This window comes from Aquibacillus halophilus, from assembly GCF_009649745.1.
Taxonomy (GTDB): Bacteria; Bacillota; Bacilli; order Bacillales; family Amphibacillaceae; genus Aquibacillus; species Aquibacillus halophilus.
On the sequence record NZ_WJNG01000004.1, the window covers coordinates 183410 to 200593 of the forward strand.

At 35.7% G+C, this 17184-nt stretch carries 18 protein-coding genes; all 18 read left to right on the forward strand.

What is annotated here, in order from left to right:
• The first annotated feature begins 8 nt into the window (after positions 1–8).
• Positions 9–1118 carry a transcription termination factor NusA gene (gene nusA, locus GH741_RS06355; protein WP_153735944.1) on the forward strand — a complete coding sequence of 370 codons (1110 nt, stop codon included), beginning with the start codon at positions 9–11 and terminating at the stop codon, positions 1116–1118.
• Positions 1119–1132: 14 nt separating this feature from the next.
• The gene (gene rnpM / locus GH741_RS06360) at positions 1133–1414 is read left to right on the forward strand and encodes an RNase P modulator RnpM (protein ID WP_153735945.1); all 282 of its coding nucleotides are present in this window, start codon (positions 1133–1135) and stop codon (positions 1412–1414) included.
• Positions 1407–1721, forward strand: coding sequence for a YlxQ family RNA-binding protein (locus tag GH741_RS06365; protein ID WP_153735946.1), 315 nt, complete (start codon positions 1407–1409; stop codon positions 1719–1721). The genes rnpM and GH741_RS06365 overlap by 8 nt, the downstream gene beginning before the upstream one ends.
• Positions 1722–1726: 5 nt before the next feature.
• On the forward strand, positions 1727–3868 hold the full coding sequence (gene infB, locus GH741_RS06370) for a translation initiation factor IF-2 (protein WP_153735947.1): 2142 nt from the start codon (positions 1727–1729) through the stop codon (positions 3866–3868).
• Positions 3865–4143, forward strand: a complete 279-nt coding sequence (locus GH741_RS06375) for a DUF503 domain-containing protein (RefSeq protein WP_153735948.1) — start codon at positions 3865–3867, stop codon at positions 4141–4143. Before infB ends, GH741_RS06375 begins: the two co-directional genes overlap by 4 nt.
• A gap of 56 nt (positions 4144–4199) precedes the next feature.
• Positions 4200–4550, forward strand: coding sequence for a 30S ribosome-binding factor RbfA (rbfA, locus tag GH741_RS06380; RefSeq protein WP_153735949.1), 351 nt, complete (start codon positions 4200–4202; stop codon positions 4548–4550).
• A gap of 111 nt (positions 4551–4661) precedes the next feature.
• Entirely contained in the window at positions 4662–5576 is a 915-nt protein-coding gene (gene truB / locus GH741_RS06385; protein ID WP_153735950.1) for a tRNA pseudouridine(55) synthase TruB, read from the forward strand.
• A gap of 10 nt (positions 5577–5586) precedes the next feature.
• On the forward strand, positions 5587–6528 hold the full coding sequence (locus GH741_RS06390) for a bifunctional riboflavin kinase/FAD synthetase (protein WP_153735951.1): 942 nt from the start codon (positions 5587–5589) through the stop codon (positions 6526–6528).
• 125 nt (positions 6529–6653) lie between these two features.
• Positions 6654–6923, forward strand: a complete 270-nt coding sequence (rpsO, locus tag GH741_RS06395) for a 30S ribosomal protein S15 (RefSeq protein WP_153735952.1) — start codon at positions 6654–6656, stop codon at positions 6921–6923.
• 186 nt (positions 6924–7109) lie between these two features.
• Positions 7110–9227 carry a polyribonucleotide nucleotidyltransferase gene (gene pnp, locus GH741_RS06400; protein ID WP_153735953.1) on the forward strand — a complete coding sequence of 706 codons (2118 nt, stop codon included), beginning with the start codon at positions 7110–7112 and terminating at the stop codon, positions 9225–9227.
• A 190-nt stretch (positions 9228–9417) separates the two neighbouring features.
• Complete coding sequence (locus GH741_RS06405; protein ID WP_240795426.1) at positions 9418–10368, forward strand: polysaccharide deacetylase family protein; 951 nt, start codon at positions 9418–9420, stop codon at positions 10366–10368.
• A 28-nt stretch (positions 10369–10396) separates the two neighbouring features.
• On the forward strand, positions 10397–11614 hold the full coding sequence (locus GH741_RS06410; RefSeq protein WP_153735954.1) for a M16 family metallopeptidase: 1218 nt from the start codon (positions 10397–10399) through the stop codon (positions 11612–11614).
• 78 nt (positions 11615–11692) lie between these two features.
• A complete protein-coding gene (locus GH741_RS06415; RefSeq protein ID WP_153735955.1) occupies positions 11693–11923 on the forward strand; it encodes a YlmC/YmxH family sporulation protein in 231 nt (76 codons plus the stop codon).
• 146 nt (positions 11924–12069) lie between these two features.
• Positions 12070–12951 (forward strand): dipicolinic acid synthetase subunit A, encoded by an 882-nt coding sequence (gene dpaA, locus GH741_RS06420; RefSeq protein ID WP_153735956.1) that lies wholly within the window; start codon positions 12070–12072, stop codon positions 12949–12951.
• A gap of 25 nt (positions 12952–12976) precedes the next feature.
• Positions 12977–13564 carry a dipicolinate synthase subunit B gene (locus GH741_RS06425; protein ID WP_153735957.1) on the forward strand — a complete coding sequence of 196 codons (588 nt, stop codon included), beginning with the start codon at positions 12977–12979 and terminating at the stop codon, positions 13562–13564.
• A gap of 100 nt (positions 13565–13664) precedes the next feature.
• A complete protein-coding gene (gene asd, locus GH741_RS06430; RefSeq protein ID WP_153735958.1) occupies positions 13665–14714 on the forward strand; it encodes an aspartate-semialdehyde dehydrogenase in 1050 nt (349 codons plus the stop codon).
• Positions 14715–14729: 15 nt separating this feature from the next.
• The gene (dapG, locus tag GH741_RS06435; protein ID WP_153735959.1) at positions 14730–15950 is read left to right on the forward strand and encodes an aspartate kinase; all 1221 of its coding nucleotides are present in this window, start codon (positions 14730–14732) and stop codon (positions 15948–15950) included.
• Between the two features lie 104 nt (positions 15951–16054).
• Positions 16055–16921 (forward strand): 4-hydroxy-tetrahydrodipicolinate synthase, encoded by an 867-nt coding sequence (gene dapA / locus GH741_RS06440; RefSeq protein ID WP_338079273.1) that lies wholly within the window; start codon positions 16055–16057, stop codon positions 16919–16921.
• Positions 16922–17184 lie beyond the last annotated feature (263 nt).

A 17184-nucleotide genomic window follows, 5' to 3' on the forward strand; every position in this document is an offset into this window, starting at 1 on the left:
AAAAGATGTTGAGCAGTGAGCTTTTTGATGCCATTCAATATTTGGAGAAAGAAAAAGGAATTAATAAAGAAGTCCTTATGGAAGCCTTAGAGGCTGCACTTATCTCCGCTTATAAAAAGAATTTTAAGTCTGCAACTAATGTACGTGTAGATCTTAATGAAGAAACAGGGAGCATGCATGTATTTGCTAGAAAAGATATTGTTGAAGAAGTTGAAGACAAACAACAACAGGTTTCTCTTGAAGAAGCGAAACAATTGAATCCAAATTATGATATTGGTGACGTTGTTGAAATTGAAGTTACACCTAAGGATTTTGGAAGAATAGCAGCACAAGCTGCCAAGCAGGTTGTTACCCAACGTGTTAGAGAAGCTGAGCGAGGGGTAATATTCAATGAATACATCGATAGAGAAGAGGATGTAATGACAGGGATTATCCAACGAAAAGATCCTCGTTTTATTTATGTAAACCTTGGTAAGATTGAAGCTCGATTACCTGAGAGTGAACAAATGGCTACAGAGCAATATAATGTTCACGATCGACTGAAGGTTTTTGTAACAAAAGTAGAAAATACAAACAAAGGTCCACATATATATGTTTCTAGGACACATCCAGGTCTACTAAAACGATTATTTGAAATGGAAGTGCCGGAGATTTATGATGGTACAGTTGAAATTCGTTCAGTTGCTAGAGAAGCGGGTGACAGGTCGAAAATCTCTGTTTATGCTGCTAATCCAGAAGTGGATCCAGTGGGCTCATGTGTCGGACAAAGAGGCCAACGTGTTCAAACAATTGTAAATGAACTTAAAGGTGAAAAGATTGATATCGTTGAGTGGTCTGAAGATCCAGTTGTTTATGTATCAAATGCATTAAGCCCATCAAAAGTTGTCGAAGTAATAGTAAAAGAAAAAGAAAAGGCAACTACCGTAATAGTGCCCGATTATCAGTTATCTTTGGCAATCGGAAAACGAGGTCAAAATGCACGATTAGCCGCAAAACTAACTGGGTGGAAAATAGACATTAAAAGTGAATCAGAGGCGAAGGAAGAGGGTCTACTATCTGAGTTTACTGAAGCCAAAGATGAGTCCTATTCTGATGTTGATGAAGATTTATTTGAATAAGGGGGTTATCAAAAATGGTACGAACCAATAAAAAGGTTCCTCTTAGAAAATGTGTTGTCACGCAGGAAATGAAAGAAAAAAAAGAACTAATTAGAGTTGTGAAGAATAAAGAAGGTGAAGTTTTTGTTGATGAAACTGGTAAAAAAAATGGGCGTGGAGCTTATGTTTCTAAAAGTATCGATGCAGTTGAATCAGCAAAAAAGAATAAAATTTTAGAACGTCATTTAAGTGTATCAATTGATGAGTCGGTATATGAACAACTAAAAATGATTATAGAAGGTAATAAAATTGAGTAGAGATTATCTGAATTTGTTAGGACTTGCGTATCGTGCACAAAAATGCACCTTGGGTGAGGAGTCCATCATTCGCGATATTCAGAAACAGAAAGCAAAACTTGTTCTATTAGCAAGTGATACCGGCCAAAATACCAGGAAGACAATAACTGATAAGTGTAGTTATTATCAAATTCCATTAATAATAGTTGATGATCGAGATACGATTTCTCATGCTATCGGTAAATCTGGAAGAGTTGCTATTGCTATATTGGACTCAGGTTTTGCTACTAAAATCACATCGTTACTCGATAAATCTATTCGGGGGTGAACGTATTGAGTAAAACACGCGTTTATGAATATGCAAAAGAAAAGAATTTATCAAGTAAGGTTATTATTGATAAATTAAAGGAATTAAATATTGAAGTATCGAATCATATGTCAACAATTTCTGATGAAACAAAAGGGAAATTGGAAACCATTTTTAAAGGTAGTGACTCTAAGAAAAAAGACAATCCCAAACAGGATAAAAGTCAAAAAACTACCACTACTAATGAAAAACAAACGAATGAACAGAAGAAAAATTCCCAACCTAAGGGTAAGAATAATTCTGATAAGAATGCTAACAATTATAAAGGTAAGGGAAATAAAAAAAATATGAAAAATAAAAACAATCAAAATAATCAACAACCAACTGAAAACACGCAACCCAAAAAGGCTGAAACACCTTCAAAAATTACGTACATTGGATCACTTACGGTAGGTGAATTGGCAGAAAAATTAAATAAAGATACTACCGAAATTATTATGAAACTTATGGCTTTAGGTGTGATGGCAACAAAGAACCAAGATCTTAATGAAGAATCGATTCAACTAATATGCGAAGAGTATGAAGTGGAAGTTGAAAAAGAAATTGAGGTCGATGAGAACGATTTAGATAACTTTATCGCTGAAGACGAGGAGAAAGACCTTGTTGAGCGTCCGGCAGTCGTAACTATAATGGGGCACGTAGACCATGGTAAAACCACCCTACTAGATTCTATTCGTGATACGAAGGTAACTGAGGGTGAAGCAGGTGGAATTACCCAGCATATTGGTGCATACCAAATTGAAGAAAACGGAAAGAAAATAACATTTCTTGATACTCCAGGGCACGCTGCTTTCACTAGTATGCGATCTCGTGGTGCACAGGTTACGGATATAGCTATTCTTGTAGTTGCAGCAGATGATGGTGTAATGCCACAGACTGTTGAGGCGATTAACCATGCAAAAGCAGCTGAGGTTCCAATTATTATTGCTGTAAATAAAATGGATAAAGAAGGCGCCAATCCTGACCGTGTCATGCAGGAACTGACTGAATATGGACTAGTTCCTGAAGACTGGGGCGGAGACACAATTTTTGTTCAGTTGTCTGCCATAAAACGTGAAGGTATTGATGACTTAGTTGATATGATTTTACTAGTATCTGAAGTGGAAGAACTAAAAGCCAATCCAAACAGAAATGCAAGTGGAACTGTAATTGAAGCCGAACTAGATAAAGGACGGGGCTCCGTTGCTACGTTGTTGGTTCAAAATGGTACACTTCATGTTGGAGACCCAATAGTAGTTGGTAATACTTTTGGTCGAGTACGTGCAATGGTTAATGACCTTGGACGCCGTGTGAAAGTAGCTGGACCATCAACTCCAGTAGAAATTACTGGTTTAAATGAAGTTCCACAGGCAGGAGATCAATTTACTGTTTTTGATAATGAGAAAAAAGCCCGTCAAGTAGGTGAAGCACGTCAACAAAAACAGATTGAACACAAGCGTGGCGATAGAGTAAGAGTTAGCCTTGATGACTTATTTGAGCAAATCAAACAAGGTGAAATAAAAGATATTAATTTAATACTAAAAGCAGATGTTCAAGGTTCTGCTGAAGCATTAGCAGCTTCTCTTGAAAAGATTGAAGTGGAAGGTATTAAAGTTCGAATTATTCATAAAGGTGTAGGTGCGATTACTGAATCAGATATAATTCTGGCATCTGCGTCTAATGCTATAGTAATTGGGTTTAATGTTAGGCCTGATGTAAATGCTAAGAAGACAGCGGATTCTGAAAATGTTGATGTTAGATTGCATCGCATCATCTATAAAGTAATTGAAGAAATTGAATTGGCAATGAAGGGAATGCTTGATCCAGAATTTGAGGAAAAAATAATTGGTCAGGCAGAAGTTCGTGAAATAATTAATATTTCTCGAATAGGTACAATTGCTGGTAGCTATGTAACTGACGGAAAAATAACTCGTTCCGCTAGTGTACGTGTAATAAGAGACGGCATTGTCGTATATGAAGGTGAAATTGATACCCTCAAGCGTTTTAAAGATGACGTGAAAGAAGTAGCTAAGAATTATGAATGTGGTATTACAGTTGAAAACTTCAATGATATTAAAGAAGGCGACGTATTTGAAGCTTACGTTATGGAAGAAATTAAACGTACATGATTTTGCTCGCTGAAGTAGAGTGTTTTATTTATGAAACACAATCATTGAAGCAAAAAAGATCTGTGATAAAAAAAATAATAACAAGAATACAAAATGAATATAATATAGCTATTAGTGAAATGGAATATCAAGATCTTTGGCAACGAACAAAGCTTGGATTAGTTACCATTTCTAGTAATAAGGTTCAAGCCGAAAGGGTGATTAATCAAGCATTTGCAATGATTGATTCCTTTCCGGAGATTGAACGGACTTTAACTAATACTGAATGGCTATAAATTATAAGGTTATATACCTTAACACATTCCCTCAATTGTAGAAGAGGTGGTCGTTAATGAGTGAATTACGTGCTAATCGGGTAGGAGAACAAATGAAGAAAGAATTAGGGGATATTCTGGGGAAGAAGATTAAAGATCCAAGAGTCGGTTTTGTTACTGTTACCGATGTTGAGGTAACGGGTGATCTTCAACAGGCAAAAGTTTTTATCTCAGTCCTTGGTGAAGATAAACAAAAACAAGATACTCTTGTGGGTCTTTCAAAAGCGAAAGGGTTTATTCGTTCTGAAATCGGAAAAAGAATCCGATTAAGAAAAACCCCAGAAATTTTCTTTGAATTTGATGAAGCAATTGAAAAAGGTAACAGAATTGAACATATTTTAAGGGATTTAAATAATTCAACTGATTAAAAAGTTGTCCCTTTTTACTTGATAAAACCCTTGTATTCGTATAACAAGGGTTTTATCTTTGTATTAGGTTAATAATAATTGGCAAGTAATATATTCGTTGGAGGGTAAAAGATGAATGGGATTCTTCCGTTGTGGAAGCCAAGAGGGCTAACGTCACACGACTGTGTTGTCAAAATAAGAAGATTGCTTAAGACAAAAAAAGTTGGTCATACAGGTACGCTTGATCCAGAAGTGGAAGGTGTCCTTCCCATTTGTATTGGACAAGCAACTAAAATTGTTCCATTTTTAACTGATACTAAAAAAACATATATCGCAGAAGTGACCTTAGGAATTTCAACAGAAACCGAAGATAGTTATGGAGAAGTAATTGAAAAAAAGGAAGTTCTAGAAACTATAGATTCAGCTACTATTTTATCGGTTCTTAAACAGTTTATCGGGGATATAAAACAGGTCCCGCCCATGTATTCTGCTGTAAAGATAAACGGTAAAAAGTTGTATGAATACGCTAGAGAAGGTAAAATAGTAGAGCGCCCTAGTCGAGTGGTAACTATTCATAATATAGAACCATTAACAGAAATAAAAAAACATGATAATTCTACGCAAAGTTTTACTTTTCAAGTAGAATGTTCAAAGGGAACGTACATAAGAACCTTGTGTGTTGATATAGGTAAGATTTTTGGCTATCCAGCTCACATGTCTAAGCTAACACGTACTGAAACAGGAAGTTTTAACATGGAAGATAGTTATAGCTTTGAACAAATTGAAAATGCTGTGGCAGAGGGAACTGCAGAAAAACTACTAGCACCTATTCAACGAGGCGTTAAGCACCTTGATGTTTATTATGTTACTCCTACTCTTGCTACTAATATAATTTATGGTCAAAAATTACCTATCCCTAAAAACTTACCAGAAACCGACCCATTTCGAGTACAATTAGATGAGAAACTTTTAGCTATATATCAACTCCATCCAACTGAACAACATCTTATAAAACCTGTTAGAGTATTTGAAACAATTTTGAAGTAGGTGAAAGAAATTGAAAGTAGTTGAATTAACATATCCACATCAACTTAAACAAACAGAACAAACTGAAACAGTAGCCGCTATTGGTTTTTTTGATGGAATACATAAGGGACATCAAAAATTAATTGAAACTGCTATTAACAAAGCAAAAGAGCAAAAGAGAAAGAGTGCAGTAATTACCTTTTACCCCCATCCATCGGTAGCCTTAGATAGAGAATCAAAACATGTCAATTATATAACTCCTTTGAAAGAAAAAGAAAAATTGTTAAGTGAAATGGGAGTAGAAATACTATATATCGTTACTTTTAACCAAGAATTATCTAAAGTCGCTCCTGAAGATTTCGTTGATCACTTTATCATCGGTTTGAATGTAAAGCATATCGTTGCAGGATTCGATTTTAGCTATGGGCATAAAGGAAAAGGGTCTACTGAAACAATTTCAGAACATTCAAAAGGTGAATTTGATTTTACCGTTATAGACAAAATAGAAGATGGTAATGAAAAAGTAAGCTCAACACTAATTAGAGAATATTTAAAGGAAGGTAAAGTTGAACAAGCAAACCAACTTTTGGTAAGGCCACTTTATATTCGCGGGTTAGTAGTAGATGGTGATAAACGTGGAAGAACGATTGGCTATCCAACAGCGAATTTAAAACTCACTGAAGAGTTTTTACTTCCGAAGATAGGAGTTTACGCTGTAACGATAAAATATGAAGGCATTAGGTTAAAAGGAATGGCGAATGTTGGATATAAACCAACATTTAATAAAAAAACTAGTAAACCTTCGATAGAAGTTCATATATTTGATTATAATAAAAATTTATATGGGGAAGAATTAATAGTAGAGTGGAAGCTATATATTCGTGGTGAGCAAAAATTCAATGGTATTGAAGAGTTAGTTAGTCAGATTCAAATGGATGAGGTTAAGATTCGTGCTTATCTGGAAACGATTTAGTACAAAGACTTGCATTTTACGTTAAAAAGATGTAATCTAAAAGACGTAAACCATCGCTTGGCAACGCGAAACTCCGACGGTTGCTAGGGGATTGGGGTTCTAGAAATTAATAGGAGGTAAACAGAATGGCAATCACACAAGAACGTAAAAACGAAATTATTGGTGAGTATAAAACTCATGATAGCGATACTGGATCACCAGAGGTTCAAATCGCTGTTCTTACTGAGGAAATCACTACTTTAAATGAGCACTTACGTGTTCACAAAAAAGATCACCACTCACGTCGTGGTCTATTAAAAATGGTAGGTAAACGTCGTAACTTGTTAAACTACCTACGTAACAAAGACGTAACACGTTATCGCGATTTAATTCAAAAACTTGGTTTACGTCGTTAAGTGTACTTTTAAAAGCGGGAGAATTCCCGCTTTTTCTGTATGTAAAAAAACACTTACATAAAGTAATTTTACTAGGTGCGTTTAAAAAAACGGATAATAAAGTATATTTTTAACTATATAAAAAATTACCTGTTTTTGCGAACAACCACTAAAATATACTATTATTGAGAGGAGTACTAACAAAATATGGCAGAAGACAAAAAAGTATTCTCCACCGAAATTTCAGGACAACCCTTTTCAGTTGAAATAGGAGAATTAGCAAAACAGGCCAATGGTGCGTGTATGATACAGTACGGTGATACTTCTGTATTATCAACAGCAACCGGTTCTAAGCAACCAAAGGATTTGCCGTTCTTTCCACTAACAGTTAATTACGAAGAAAGATTATATGCAGTTGGTAAAATTCCCGGAGGATTCATTAAAAGAGAAGGTCGTCCGAGTGAAACTGCAGTTCTTACCTCACGATTAATTGATCGTCCAATTCGTCCCTTGTTCCCAGATGGCTATCGTAACGATGTTCAAGTAATAAGTATCGTGATGAGCTTAGACCAAAACTGTCCATCAGATATAGCAGCAATGATTGGGTCTTCCATCTCTTTATGTATTTCTGATATACCGTTTGGTGGACCGATTGCAGGTGTTATAGTCGGAAGAGTTGATGGTGAGTTTGTTATTAATCCTTCTACAGAACAACGTGAGAAAAGTGATATCGATCTTGTTGTTGCGGGTACAAAGGATGCAATTAACATGGTTGAAGCTGGTGCTGAGGAAGTACCAGAAGAAGTTATGCTAGAAGCAATTATGTTTGGTCATGAGGAAATCAAGCGTTTAGTTGCTTTCCAAGAACAAATTATTGCAGAAGTTTCAAAAGAAAAAATGGAAATCAATTTGTTTGAGCTAGATAAAGAACTTACAATTGAAGTGGAAGATAAAGTAAAGAATCCGCTAGTAAGTGCAATTCAAATTTTTGAAAAGCATGCCCGTGAAGAAGCGATTGAAAAAGTGAAAAAAGAGCTAATCGAAGAGTATGAGGAAAAAGAAGCTGATGACGAGACAATTAAACACGTCAAAGGCATATTGGACAAAATGGTTAAAGATGAAGTTCGTCGTTTAATTACCAAAGAAAAAGTTAGGCCAGATGGTCGTAAAATTGACGAAATTCGGTCATTAACTTCTCGTATTGGAGTTCTACCTAGAACGCATGGTTCAGGACTTTTTACTCGTGGCCAAACTCAAGCGTTAAGTATTTGTACGTTAGGTGCACTAGGAGATGTTCAAATCTTAGACGGTATAGGTTTAGAAGAATCTAAACGTTTCATGCACCATTATAACTTCCCTTTATTTAGTGTTGGTGAAACAGGTCCTATAAGAGGACCAGGTCGTCGTGAAATTGGTCACGGTGCACTAGGTGAACGAGCTCTTGAGAAAGTAATGCCTTCTGAAACAGACTTCCCATACACTATTCGTCTTGTTTCTGAAGTATTAGAATCAAATGGTTCTACATCACAAGCAAGTATTTGTGCAAGTACATTGGCGATGATGGATGCGGGTGTTCCTATAAAAGCACCGGTTGCTGGTATTGCTATGGGACTTATTAAATCTGGTGATGATTACTCTATTTTAAGTGACATTCAAGGTATGGAAGACCATTTAGGTGACATGGACTTCAAAGTCGCTGGAACAGCTAATGGTGTAACTGCATTACAGATGGATATCAAAATTGAAGGTTTGTCTCGTGAAATATTAGAAGAGGCATTGATGCAAGCGAAAAAAGGTCGTTTACACATACTAGATCACATGCTTGAAACAATTAACAAACCAAAAGAAGAATTGTCTCAGTATGCACCTAAAATTTTAACAATGAAGATTAAGCCAGATAAGATTCGTGCTGTTATTGGACCAAGTGGAAAACAAATCAATAAGATCATTGAAGAAACTGGTGTGAAAATTGACATTGAGCAAGATGGAAATGTTTATATTTCTTCTATTGATAATGAGATGAACCTTAAAGCGCAAAAAATTATCGAAGATTTAGTACGCGAGGTTCAATCTGGAGAAATGTATCTGGGTACGGTTAAGCGTGTTGAGAAATTTGGCGCTTTTGTTGAGCTTTATAAAGGCAAAGAAGGTCTTGTGCATATCTCTGAATTAGCCGAGGAAAGAATCGCAAAAGTTGAAGATGTTGTATCAGTAGGTGATAAAATTATGGTTAAGGTTAAGGAAGTCGATAACCAGGGTAGAGTCAACCTATCAAGGAAAGCAGTAATATTGGAAGAAAAGAAAAATGAGAAATCTAATTCTTAACAAATAAGGAGCTGGCATGCCAGTTTCTTTTTTTATTATGTATTTTATTCTTTTATTCATCTCCACGGTAGTAAAAGTAAAGTTGCATTTCATCTAAACAGTGAGAAAAGGTAATACTTAAAAAGGATTTTAACGTGATTCGTTCTACCTTGTCCTCAATCGTCATAAATTTTAACGAGGAGGGATTCAATTGAAACGTATAGTTATACACTTTTTAACCTTTTTAATTATTGTTGCCTTATCATACCAACACAACTTTAGTTCATATGACCTAATCATGTTAGATGATTTTTCAAACCAAGCTAAACAAGTTTCCATCAATAAAAGTGAATTAGTGAAAGAAATTGAGGAGAGAAGTAAAGAATATGAAGAGCCTCCTCAGAATGCTAAAATAGATAAGGTGTGGAAAAAAACTCCAGGTAGAAATGGCATTAAAGTTAATATTGAAAAATCACTTGAAAATATGAAAGATGTTGGTGAATTTAACAAATCATTATTAGTGTTTGAACAAGTAGAACCAGATATAAAACTTGACGATTTACCTGCCTCACCAATATATAGAGGACACCCAGACAAAAGAATGGTTACTTTATTAATAAATGTTGCTTGGGGAACTGAAAACATTCCGAGTATCTTGAATACTCTTAAAAAACATAAGGTAAAAGCAAACTTTTTTATTGAGGGAAAATGGGCAAGAAATAATACACAATTAGTAAAGATGATTAAAGAAGAAGGTCATTTAATTGGTAACCATGCTTTTAATCATCCTGACATGAAACACTTAACTAAGAAAGAGAATGAAGAACAAATTGTAAAAACTAATGAAATTTTAAAGGCGATTACGGGAGATACTCCGAAGTGGTTTGCCCCTCCAAGTGGAAGTTTTACTGATGAGGTCGTTAAAACTGCTGCGGAACTTGAAATGGAAACAGTCTTATGGTCTGTTGATACAGTTGATTGGCAAAAGCCTACAACCTCAGTAATGATTAATCGGGTTATGTCTAAAATCCATCCAGGAGCAATGGTTCTTATGCACCCAACTAAAGTAATCGAACAGGGACTAGATGAATTAATTTTGAATATTATTCAAAATGAGTATAAAATTGGAACAATAGAAAGACTATTAAGTGAGAAAAGATAAGTTTTTGATAAAATAGGAGGACTTAATTTTGCTATCTAAACACGTCTGTCCAAATGGACTCCGAATTGTTTTAGAGGATATACCAGCAGTTAGATCGGTAACGCTCGGAATATGGATTAGAACAGGCTCTAGGAATGAAAATGAAAAAAATAATGGTATCTCACATTTTTTGGAGCATATGTTTTTCAAAGGAACAGAAACTCGTTCAGCTAGAGATATTGCTGAGGCATTTGACGCTATTGGTGGGCAGGTCAATGCTTTCACGTCTAAAGAATACACTTGCTTTTATGCTAAAGTATTAGACACACATAAGGATTATGCCCTTGAAATTTTAGCAGATATGTTTTTTAATTCATCCTTCGATGAAGAGGAAACGGAAAGGGAAAAAAACGTTGTGCTCGAAGAAATTAGAATGTCAGAAGACACCCCTGACGACATTGTCCATGATCTTTTGTCTAAAGCTTCCTATGGTCAACATCCACTCGGATACCCAATTCTAGGTACTGAACAAACTTTAGCATCTTTCAAACCGGACGAATTACGAGAATACATGGATATGAATTATACACCAGAGAACATAGTTATCTCGGTTGCGGGTAATGTCAATGAATCTTTTATTAAAGAGGTAGAAAGTTATTTTGGTCAATTTAAGACAGGTAAAATGAGCTCTGGTTACAATATGCCTACTTTTATATCAGATCATATTGAAAGGAGTAAAGAGACAGAGCAAGCACATTTATGTATGGGATATAACGGTTTATCAGTAGAAGATGAAGACATCTATAGCCTTATAGTTATGAATAACGTTCTAGGAGGTAGTATGAGTTCACGCTTATTTCAAGAAATACGAGAACAGCGAGGTTTAGCTTATTCTGTATTTTCTTATCACAGTTCCTTTTTAGATAATGGATTATTAACGATCTATGCAGGTACTGGTAAACACCATCTCCCATTACTAAAAGAAACAATTACTAACACAATTGATGATTTAGTTAGAAATGGACTAACAGATAAAGAATTGAAAAATAGTAAAGAGCAGCTTAAAGGAAATTTGATGTTAAGTCTTGAAAGCACAAACAGTCGAATGAGCAGAAATGGTAAAAACGAGTTGATATTAGGTAGACATCGTTCTCTGGATGAGATGATTCAGGAAATTGATGCTGTTAGTAGTACTTCAACAAACAAAGTAATTCAAAAATTATTTGATGGTTCATTTTCAAGTGCATTAATTTCTTCCAAAGGATAAGCCTATGAGTTTTACTCATAGGTTTTTTGTTTTTTGCATAGGATGGAACAAGTAGTAAAGCCAGAAGGAGTGAAAAAGATGAGATATAAAGATTTAAGTGGAAAAGAGATCGTAAATGCGAAAACTGGATCACGATTGGGCGTTTTAGGTCAAACAGATTTGGAATTAGATGAAAAAACAGGTCAGATTAATTCCTTTATTATTCCAAATTATAGTTGGTTCGGAATGAAACGAGAGGGAGAAAACATAAGAATTAATTGGACTGATATTAAAAAAATTGGAGAAGATATGATCATTATTGAAGCATAGATAAAATTGTACTCTGTCGCTATTGTGGCAGAGTTTTTTGATGCTTTAGATAGGTAAAACACCCTTTCTGAATATATTTAATCACTAACTAACACGATTCTCATAATATAACTAGGAATAGTGAATACGCCAGGTGAGGTGAAAAAATGGATACGACAAAACATATCGCTGTATTGGGCGGTGATGCTAGATATTTAGAAATGATTAAGCATCTTACTAAATCACCGAATACGGATATTAAGCTTGTAGGTTTTGATCAATTAAGTGAAGGATTTTCAGGAGTAAAACAATTAAATATGGATGAGTTAGAGCTTGATTCGTTAGATGCAATCATTCTCCCTATACCAGGTACAAGTGAAGAAGGCTTAATTGAAACAGTATTTTCTGCTGAAAAAATACAATTAACTAAAGAATGGTTTAAAAAGCTTCCGAGTCATTGCTTAGTATTTAGTGGAATTACCAATGACTATTTAACTAACAGTGTTGGTGAGGCCGGATTAAAACTATTTCCACTCATGGATCGTAACGATGTAGCTATATATAATTCGATTCCAACTGTAGAAGGAACAATTATGATAGCTATCCAAAACACTAATTTCACCATTCATTCATCAAAGGTAATTGTATTGGGATTAGGTAGAGTTGGCATGAGTGTGGCTAGTAAATTCGCTGGACTAGGTGCTGAGGTGTTTGTCGGATCTAGAAAAAAAGAAGATATGGCTAGATCAATGGAAATGGGGCTAGATTCTTTTAACATTAATGAGCTTGCTGCATATACTTCAAACTGTGACATTTTGATTAATACCATTCCTGCATTAGTAGTAAAAGATGAAGAAATCAAAACAATGCAGTCCCATACATTAATTATAGATCTAGCATCAAAACCTGGTGGTATAGACTTTGATTTTGCAAAAAAACGTGGAATAAAGGCTTTACATTCTTTAGGGTTGCCAGGAATTGTTGCCCCGAAAACTGCTGGTGAAATTCTTGGTATAGTAATTGAACAAATTTTAATAGAAGAGCTTTAGAAGAGCATTAGGGGAGGATTTTAATATGTCATTAAAAGGCAAAAAAATAGGGTTTGGGATAACAGGTTCACATTGTACGTATGAGGCAGTTTTTCCGGAAATTCAAAAATTGGTTGACGCTGGAGCAGAGGTTGTTCCGGTACTGTCTTATACTGTTCAAACTACTGATACAAAGTTTGGTAAGGCAAAGGATCATGTTGAAAGAATTAAAGAAATAACCGGGAGAGAACCAATTAAAACCATTGTCGATGCTGAACCTCTAGGACCAATAGAACCATTAGACTGTATGGTATTAGCTCCACTTACTGGAAACTCTATGAGCCGCTTAGCAAACGCAATCTCTGACAGTCCTGTATTGATGGCAACAAAAGCAACCATACGTAATGGTAACCCAGTTATCTTAGCAATTTCAACGAACGATGGGCTCGGTTTAAATGGAGTGAATTTAATGCGGTTAATGTCAACAAAACTAATGTATTTTGTACCTTATGGTCAAGATGATCCAATTAAAAAACCAAATTCCTTGGTAGCTGATATGACTCTAATATCCGATACAATTGAAAAGGCGCTTGAATTTAAACAAATTCAACCAGTAATTATTGAAAGAAAGTAATTATGGCTTTCTATACCTTACTAGTATAAGAATATGTTAAAATATATATTGATTACCAAAATGAAGTACACTAGTAAGGAATATTAGGAGGAAATCTACTATGAATATTAATAACCAAGGTTACAATGTAGCAGTAGTTGGAGCAACAGGCGCAGTTGGACAAAAGATGCTTGAAACATTAGATAAGAAAAAATTCCCAATTAAAAATTTATCTTTACTATCATCAAGCCGTTCGGCTGGTACAAAGATAAATTTTCAAGGGATAGATATTGTTGTTGAAGAAGCGAAGCCAGAAAGCTTTGAAGGAGTCCAAATTGCTTTATTTTCTGCCGGAGGTTCAGTTTCTAAGAGTTTAGCTCATGAAGCAGTGGCTCGCGGTGCAGTTGTAATAGATAACACTAGTGCATTTCGAATGGATGAGAATGTTCCATTAGTTGTTCCAGAAGTAAATGAAGAAGATATAGCCACTCATAAGGGGATTATTGCCAATCCTAACTGTTCGACAATTCAAATGGTAGCGGCATTGAAACCAATTCAAAAACACTTTGGTTTATCCCGCATTATTGTCTCAACTTATCAGTCAGTTTCAGGTGCCGGTTATTCCGCTACAAAAGAATTAATAAATCAATCAAAATCATATCTTAACGGTGAAGAAATGAAAGCCGAAATACTTCCTGTCAAAGGTGAAAAGAAGCACTTGCCGATTGCCTTTAATGCACTACCACAGATCGATGTATTTCAAGAAAATGGTTATACCTTTGAAGAAATGAAAATGATTAACGAAACAAAGAAAATCTTTCATTCTCCTGAGCTAAGTGTAGCGGCAACTTGTGTGAGGCTTCCTTTTATCACGTCTCATGCTGAAAGTGTATACATTGAATTAGATAAAGAAAACATTGAAGTTGCTGATCTCCATAAGGTTCTAAGTGAAGCAGATGGAGTTGTTTTAGAAGACAATCCAGCAAATCAAGAGTATCCTACTCCTTTAAGTGCAGCTGGGAAGAGTGATGTTTTTGTTGGAAGAGTAAGAAAAGACCTTGATAACCCTAAAGGTTTCCATCTGTGGATTGTCTCAGATAACTTATTAAAGGGAGCCGCATGGAATTCGGTCCAAATAGCAGAAAAATTAGTTAAAAATAACTTGGTCTAACTTAGAGGTGTCTAGATGAAAATTTTGGTCCAAAAATTCGGAGGTACGTCCGTTCGCGATAGGGAGTCAAGACTAAACGCAATAGATCATATAAGCTCTGCTCTTGATGAAGGGTATAAAATAGTGGTTGTAGTTTCAGCAATGGGAAGGAATCCTGACCCTTATGCGACCGATTCTTTATTAGGTTTAGTTGATTTTCCTAGTTCAAATATTAGTAAAAGGGAACAAGATTTATTGATATCGTGTGGGGAAACAATATCCTCTGTTGTATTTTCTAATGAATTAAAGAAAAACAATATATCTTCTATAGCGTTGACGGGTTCCCAAGCAGGTTTTCTAACTAATAATGACCATACCTCAGCTAAGATAAAAGAGATGCATGTTGAACGCCTAATCGAAGAACTGCACCTTCATGATGTAGTTGTTGTTGCCGGTTTCCAAGGTAAATCTGACACTGGTGAGGTCACAACTATTGGTAGAGGTGGAAGTGATACTTCTGCTGCTGCATTAGGTGCTGCATTAGATGCAGAATATATCGATATCTTTACTGATGTTGACGGAATTATGACTGCAGATCCAAGAGTAGTTCAATCAGCAAGAACACTAAAGGTTGTTACTTATACTGAAATTTGCAACCTTGCCTATCAAGGAGCAAAGGTTATTCATCCTAGAGCAGTGGAAATTGCTATGCAGGCTAAAGTTCCAATTCGAGTAAGATCGACTAGTTCAAAAGACGAGGGGACTTTAGTTACTACTTCTAAGGATTTTGTTAAAGGGAAAGATATACCTGACAAACTCATCACAGGAATAGCACATATGTCAGAAATAACACAAATTAGAGTTACGACCGATAGTGAACCTTACCAACTACATTCACAGGTCTTTAAGGTAATGGCTGAAGCAGGAATCTCAGTTGATTTCATTAATATCTCCCCGACGGGTGTGGTATACACAATCCCAGAGGTCTTTACTGAAAAAGCAATAAGTTTATTAAGCGAATTAAATTACCAACCAGAAATTACTAGAAATTGTGCTAAGGTTTCATTGGTTGGTGCTGGTATGACTGGTGTTCCAGGTGTTACAGCCAAGATTGTTGAAACTTTAACCCATGCAGGGATACAAATCCTCCAATCAGCCGACAGCCATACAACAATTTGGGTTCTTATTGCTCATGATGATCTTGTCCCAGCAGTAAATGCACTTCATCAAACATTTGAGTTGAATGTTCAGGATTAGTGGAACAACGACCATTTGCTAATAAAGAAGGGAAAGATAATCTACTCTTGTGATCATAGTCACCTGGGGTTGGAATTAGTCGAAGACGAAAGGAGAACAGGAGTATCATGGAATTTGGAAACGTACTTACAGCAATGGTCACTCCATTCGATGATCAAATGCAATTAGATTTAAGTAAAACTACTGAGTTGATTAATTATCTCCTTGATAATGGAACTGATGGGTTGGTTGTTGCTGGAACAACCGGTGAATCACCTACACTAACTGATGAAGAAAAAGTACAGTTATTTAAACATGTTGTTAAGGTTGTAGATAAACGTGTCCCAGTGATAGCAGGTACCGGGACAAATAATACCCAAGCAACAATAGAATTAACTAAGAAAGCAGAAGAATCAGGTGTGGATGCTATCCTACTTGTAACACCATATTACAACAAACCAAGTCAAGAGGGTCTATACGCGCATTTTTCAGCCATTGCAAATGAAACAAACCTACCAATTATGCTATATAACATTCCTGGCCGAACCGTTGTACAAATCGCTTTGGATACTGTTGTTTCCCTTTCAAAAATAAGCAATATTGTTTCAGTTAAAGAATCAAGTGGTGATCTTGACTCAATATCACAAATAATTGAGCAAACTAGTGATGATTTTACTGTTTACAGTGGTGACGATAGCTTAACGCTTCCGATAAAATCAATCGGTGGATCAGGGATTGTCTCAGTAGCATCGCACATTATAGGGAACGAAATGCAAGAGATGGTTCGCTCCTTTGATGAAGGAAATGTTGTAAAGGCAGCAAACATTCATCGTAAGTTATTACCTATTATGAAGGGATTATTCATGGCACCATCCCCAACACCTATTAAGGCAGCATTAGAAATAAAAGGTAAAAAAGTTGGTGGTGTGCGGTTACCACTTGTTCCGCTATCAACTGTAGAAGAACAGTATTTAAAAAAATTATTAAATTGATATTTCAGGCGACTTGCGTTTTACAGCAGTCGCCTGTTTTTTTAGGCTCATTTCATAAGTATTATTGTTCTCAATATTCACAGTTGATATAAAATCCGACGTAACATACCACGCTCTTCACCTCTACGGAAATACACTACGCTTTCCGCGGGTGGCTGTTGAGCCTCCTCGTGCTACGCACTGTGGGGTCTCACCTATGCCATTCCCTCCCGCAGGAGTCTCCGTGTATTTCCTGCGTTAGTATAGTGTGTGTTTGATAACTA

Coding starts and splice junctions, on each gene's coding strand:
- rnpM (WP_153735945.1), top strand. CDS start 1,133: ATGGTACGAACCAATAAAAAGGTTCCTCTTAGAAAATGTGTTGTCACG.
- GH741_RS06375 (WP_153735948.1), top strand. CDS start 3,865: ATGATTTTGCTCGCTGAAGTAGAGTGTTTTATTTATGAAACACAATCA.
- rbfA (WP_153735949.1), top strand. CDS start 4,200: ATGAGTGAATTACGTGCTAATCGGGTAGGAGAACAAATGAAGAAAGAA.
- truB (WP_153735950.1), top strand. CDS start 4,662: ATGAATGGGATTCTTCCGTTGTGGAAGCCAAGAGGGCTAACGTCACAC.
- rpsO (WP_153735952.1), top strand. CDS start 6,654: ATGGCAATCACACAAGAACGTAAAAACGAAATTATTGGTGAGTATAAA.
- pnp (WP_153735953.1), top strand. CDS start 7,110: ATGGCAGAAGACAAAAAAGTATTCTCCACCGAAATTTCAGGACAACCC.
- GH741_RS06415 (WP_153735955.1), top strand. CDS start 11,693: ATGAGATATAAAGATTTAAGTGGAAAAGAGATCGTAAATGCGAAAACT.
- dpaA (WP_153735956.1), top strand. CDS start 12,070: ATGGATACGACAAAACATATCGCTGTATTGGGCGGTGATGCTAGATAT.
- GH741_RS06425 (WP_153735957.1), top strand. CDS start 12,977: ATGTCATTAAAAGGCAAAAAAATAGGGTTTGGGATAACAGGTTCACAT.
- asd (WP_153735958.1), top strand. CDS start 13,665: ATGAATATTAATAACCAAGGTTACAATGTAGCAGTAGTTGGAGCAACA.
- dapG (WP_153735959.1), top strand. CDS start 14,730: ATGAAAATTTTGGTCCAAAAATTCGGAGGTACGTCCGTTCGCGATAGG.